The organism is Mesorhizobium sp. M4B.F.Ca.ET.089.01.1.1, assembly GCF_004022605.1.
Taxonomy (GTDB): Bacteria; Pseudomonadota; Alphaproteobacteria; order Rhizobiales; family Rhizobiaceae; genus Mesorhizobium; species Mesorhizobium abyssinicae.
Genome location: NZ_RZOS01000440.1, coordinates 1 through 4,615, shown reverse-complemented (window position 1 = coordinate 4,615; position 4,615 = coordinate 1). Strand labels below are relative to the sequence as shown.

Genomic DNA, 4,615 nt, shown 5'->3' with positions numbered 1-4,615 from the left:
GCGATGGAGCATCCGTTCGGCATCGGCCCGCTGGTGTTCGGCACCATCTTTGGCGAGGACACGCACGACATCTGGCTGAAGATGCTGATGGACTACGGCTGGCTTGGCTTCATCTGTTTCCTGACGCTGACAGTGTGGACGATCGTGGCCGGCTTCCGCATCCTTCTGCGCGACCGGCCCTGGCAGCCCTATCTCTTGTGCGCCTATGTCGCCTTCATCGGCAATATCGGGCTCGGCACCTTCATCGACATCGACCACTGGCGCCATGTCTACCTGCTGCTCGGCCTGATCTGGGGCGCGATCGCGCTCGAATACCGGCATCAGAAGGCGTTGCGACTGGCAGCGCCGCAAGCGGTGCGCCCGGCGGCGGTGCCGCTGGCGAGATAGCTGCCGAATTCGGTTGACCGGCACCGGGTTATCACGATACATCGCCACCCGGTCCGGAGTGTAGCGCAGCCCGGTAGCGCACTTGACTGGGGGTCAAGGGGTCGTCGGTTCGAATCCGGCCACTCCGACCATTTTTCCTTGAAAGCCCTGGTTTGTCGAAGGCGCCCTGTGGCGCCTTTTCGCTATTCAGAGCAAACGCCGCTGGAATCGCCCGGTCGCGATCAGGGCGCTGCCGACCGACGTTGGTCGGGCCTGGGCGGAAGCCGGTGGAACAAGACATGCGCCAGGCGCGGCCGCGGCTTGATCTTCCACTTCGGCACGAGTCGCCAGTGAGTCCTGCTCAGCGGCGAACAAGGATCCCGCGCGTTTCCTCGCCTGTCGAAATGCACCGCCAGCGCCTGGTCCACGGCGCACAGAACGGCGTAGCGCTCAATCTGCTCATCGGATAGCTCGCAATCCGGGACCTTGTCCCGCACCGACTGAACCACCGAATAGGTCGAAATGATGCGTCCGGGAGCAGCGCAGTCGATGCATCGCTGGACGGCGTCGATGACGTCGTCAGGAACCAGAAAGTTGAATTGGCGCGAACTGGTTGTGGTGGCAGTTACGATCCGCTCTAGCATATCGCCTTCTGAAAGCCCCGCAGCACGCTAGCGTCGGGACAGATCCATCAGCAAGGACTAATAATAGCCCCTGCCAGAGTTATGCACCGAATTCTTTGCCGCCTCAGTCACCAGCGAATCGAGTCCGCTCGGCGTAAGCGATATGGGTGAACCCTGCACGGTACTAAAAAGCCCGCCAGGGCAAACCGTGGCGGGCTCGTCGGGTCGACCCAGCTCGACTATTGCATGGGCCGATTTTCAGACGCCGGCATGTCGATGAAAGCGTCTTCCGGCATCTGCAGCGCGACGGCGATTCGCCGGAGCTTCGAGGGGTCGGCATCCCTGCCGCTTTCAATATCGGCAATCTCGTGGGTGGACAGGCCGCATGTCAGGGACAGCTCTTCGAGGCTGTATCCCCTGGTTTCACGGGCGGCCTTGAGAGCGCTGTAGCCGGGTGTTGCAATCAAATCGGACAGAACTTCGCGTCTGGCAGTGGCGGGCATTGGCAACTCCTTGGGTTGAAACCGTCTGATCAAATCATGGGTTGCCTGAGACGAGCGAGACAATGACCGCTCGCGGGCGATTTGCCAAGCGCCAAAACGGGCGTCACGCCATCGTGAAACTGCGCCGGAATGATCTCGCGGAATCGAACCAGCCAAATGGGCGCCGCCGCCTTTCACCTCGGCACAGCGGAGCAGCGCCCGGCCGAACCGGGGCGGGGAAGATCTCAGACACAATCCAGAAACAAAATTCTACACTCGGGAAAAATTGCCGAAAGAATCCAGGAGGATAGTCCCCAATCGCGGCGCTCGAGCCATCGATATGGTCCGATGTCTCCAGAAACGGCCCGCGCAAAAGGAAACGATGTTATGAAGAAGTCCCTCCTCTCCGCTCTCGGGCTGGCTGTGGCCCTGGCTGTCTCGATGCCGATCCTCGGCGCGACCAGCGCCGATGCTGCTCCGATGCATCACAAGCATCACCGTCATCATCATCACCGCAAGCATCACCATCATCATCATCATCACCATCATCACCACCACAAGAAGCTGGTGGCGAAGAAGGCCTAAGCAACCGGCTTATCCGACAGGAAGGCCGGTTTTTGGTTGTTGCCCGTAACCGGCCTTCCTGCCCTGCTCTGATGGCATCGTGCCATCAGCGTTCGCGGCACAGGCAGTTCGCGCCCGCTGCGCTCAGACCTGGTTGCATCCCAAGGGGTGCCTGATGTTGGCCAATGCCAGGTTGCCGGTAATGCACCGCCTGGTCCTGGCTGTCGCGCGGCTGCTGCTCACGCTTCGCCATCCTGCCCTGATCGTCCGCTTCGCCATGAAGCTCGGCTATCTGCCCAATCCCGCCGCGCCCGGCACCTATCACGAGCTGATGCTCTGGCGGAAAACCGTCGATCGCAATCCGCTGTTCGTGACGCTGACGGATAAGCTCGCGGCGAAGGATTATGTTCGCGGCATCTGCCCTGAATTGGCTCAAGCCAAAACGCTCTGGTCCGGGCGCGACCCCGCCGACATCCCACCCGGGCTGTTGACAGGCAATGCGGTGGTCAAGGCAAGCCATGGCTGCGCGATGAACGTCTTCGTTTCCGGCGGCCGGCCGAACCGTGCCGCCGTCATCGCCACGGCAAGGCGCTGGCTCAGGAAACGCTACGGGCGCCGCAACGGCGAATGGGCCTATTGGCCGATCGTGCCAGCGGTCTTCGTCGAGGAGCGGCTCGAGCTGAGTGGCGGAGCAATCGCCACCGACATCAAAGTCCATGTCTGCGGCGGCACGGTCTGCCATGTCTGGGTGGAAGACAAGCAGGCCCGCCTCTCGCACCTGTTCGACTGCGATGGCAAGCCGCTGCCCGGGCGCGACCCCGACTATCCGCGCGAGGACCAGGCGCTGCCGGTCAGCGACAGTCTTGTCGACTATGTGCGCCGGGCGGCGGCGATCGCGCCGCGCATCGCCGGCGATCTCGATCACATCAGGATCGACTTCCTTGTCACCGGCCAGTGTCTCTATGCCGGTGAGCTCACCGTCTACTCCGCCGCCGGCTACGGCACGTGGACCAATCCGGAAATCATGGCGACGATCGAGCGAAACTGGCGGCTCGACCGATCGGACTATCTGCGCAGACGGCATCGCGGCATTGCAGGTCTCTATGCCCGCGCGCTCAAGGCCTGGTGTCGGGCCGACGTACGCAATCGCCGGCCGGCGACGAGCCCTCGCCAGGCCTGACCAAGCGGCACCAAGCTCGCGCTCTGGCCTCCGCCTCGGCAAAAAATTTGAACCGACGCGTGAACCTTTCCCCTCCGGGCCGCACCAAGCCTGCATGGACGCCACGAAGGCGCTCCCCAACCAGAAGGACGCCGCAACGGCGATCCTCGATCAAAGAGAAGGAAATGCTCAAATGACCAACTTCACCAACTTCAAGCGCATCTCGCTCGCCGCGGCCATCGCTGTCTCGGCCCTCGGTTCGGTTTCCGTCCCGAGCTCGGCCTTCGCCGGCACGCACCCCACCGGCGACGGCGGCGCGGTGTGCAAGGGCGCGGGCTCCTGTCTGGTGCTGGAGATAGACTGCAAGGGCACCTATACCGACGCCACCGACAAGAACGGCACCGTCTACGGCAAGTGCAGCCAGGTCATGAAGGTCGACCCGACGAAGCGGCTCAAGCTCGCCAACTGATCGACCTGCGATCAAGGAAATGGCGGCCGTCCGCGCGACGGCCGCCATTTTCTTTCACCCTTTGGGGGGCGCGCTAACGCCGCGCGAGGAACAGGCTGGCAACCAGTCCAAGCACGAGCAGCCCGACGGCGGCAGCTGTCGCGGGATGCTCGCGTGCCGTCCTTTCGATCGCTTTGCCCCTGCCGCCGATCGCCGGCAGCGCGTCGGCGAGGCGTCCGGCCAGCTGGGAATAGTAATCCGAAGCGGCGTCGCGACCGTCCTCATAGTAGGCGCCACCTTGCCTCGAGATGGCCTTCCTCAAAGCAGCCAGTTCCCTGGAGAGGGTTGCGACCTGCTTTTCGAGATCGGAGACGGTCGAAAGCGTTGCCATGATGCGTTTTCCTTCCTTGTGCAGAAGGAGGCGTAACGCATGGGCGCAGAAGCAGTTCCGGTCAGCCGACTGTCAGCGAGCGGCGCCTAACGCACCTGGTCGAGCAGGCGCTTGCACTCCAGCAGATCGAACAACGCTTCCTGCAACAGGGCGCGGTTGTCGCGCGACAGTTTCGAGGAGTCCGGCTGGACCGGTCCCTCGTCGTCGCTCTTGCCGAGGCCGAAGAAGCGTCGGCTGGGTTTCACCCTGGGCTGGCCGACCAGCATCTCGTCGTCGGCGCCGCGCGGCTGGGCAGCCGGCGTCAGCGGCACCTGTTCTGCCTGCCGGCGCTGCGCGATCGCCTCGACGGCCGCCATGTCACCATTGCCGATGGCAACCAGGAAATGGTTGCCGTTCTCGCGCAACAACTTTTGCACGCCCTTGATGGTGTAGCCCTGGTCGTAGAGCATATGGCGAATGCCCTTGATCAGTTCGACGTCCTGCGGCCGGTAATAGCGGCGGCCGCCACCGCGCTTCATCGGCTTGATCTGGTTGAAACGGGTTTCCCAGAAGCGCAGCACGTGCTGCGGCAGATCGAGATCC

At 63.1% G+C, this 4,615-nt stretch carries 7 protein-coding genes, 1 tRNA gene and 1 pseudogene; 5 read left to right on the top strand and 4 right to left on the bottom strand.

The features are described 5' to 3' along the window. A pseudogene (locus EN780_RS28055) lies at positions 1–387 on the top strand (hypothetical protein); the annotation flags it as partial. 54 nt (positions 388–441) lie between these two features. Next, positions 442–518 (top strand) — tRNA-Pro (locus EN780_RS28050). A 90-nt stretch (positions 519–608) separates the two neighbouring features. Here EN780_RS28050 and EN780_RS28045 read toward each other — a convergent pair. Together EN780_RS28045 and EN780_RS28040 are read right to left on the bottom strand one after the other, a co-directional pair. Further along, entirely contained in the window at positions 609–1,010 is a 402-nt protein-coding gene (locus EN780_RS28045; protein WP_128275920.1) for a hypothetical protein, read from the bottom strand. A gap of 218 nt (positions 1,011–1,228) precedes the next feature. Then, a complete protein-coding gene (locus EN780_RS28040) occupies positions 1,229–1,492 on the bottom strand; it encodes a helix-turn-helix transcriptional regulator (RefSeq protein WP_128275919.1) in 264 nt (87 codons plus the stop codon). 366 nt (positions 1,493–1,858) lie between these two features. Between EN780_RS28040 and EN780_RS28035 the strand changes: the two genes are divergently transcribed. The 3 genes from EN780_RS28035 (at position 1,859) to EN780_RS28025 (ending at position 3,663) form a co-directional block, all read left to right on the top strand. Beyond that, positions 1,859–2,056: a hypothetical protein gene (locus EN780_RS28035; RefSeq protein ID WP_128275918.1), complete on the top strand. Its 198-nt coding sequence runs from the start codon at positions 1,859–1,861 to the stop codon at positions 2,054–2,056. A gap of 181 nt (positions 2,057–2,237) precedes the next feature. Beyond that, positions 2,238–3,215 carry an ATP-grasp fold amidoligase family protein gene (locus EN780_RS28030; RefSeq protein WP_189556789.1) on the top strand — a complete coding sequence of 326 codons (978 nt, stop codon included), beginning with the start codon at positions 2,238–2,240 and terminating at the stop codon, positions 3,213–3,215. Positions 3,216–3,387: 172 nt separating this feature from the next. Further along, positions 3,388–3,663 carry a hypothetical protein gene (locus EN780_RS28025; RefSeq protein ID WP_127282154.1) on the top strand — a complete coding sequence of 92 codons (276 nt, stop codon included), beginning with the start codon at positions 3,388–3,390 and terminating at the stop codon, positions 3,661–3,663. Between the two features lie 73 nt (positions 3,664–3,736). On the opposite strand, the gene EN780_RS28020 is transcribed toward EN780_RS28025, so the two are convergent. Together EN780_RS28020 and EN780_RS28015 are read right to left on the bottom strand one after the other, a co-directional pair. Beyond that, positions 3,737–4,033: a hypothetical protein gene (locus EN780_RS28020; RefSeq protein WP_128275916.1), complete on the bottom strand. Its 297-nt coding sequence runs from the start codon at positions 4,031–4,033 to the stop codon at positions 3,737–3,739. An 86-nt stretch (positions 4,034–4,119) separates the two neighbouring features. Beyond that, positions 4,120–4,615 (bottom strand): MerR family transcriptional regulator (locus EN780_RS28015; protein WP_133372741.1); only part of this gene is annotated, 496 nt, incomplete at its 5' end.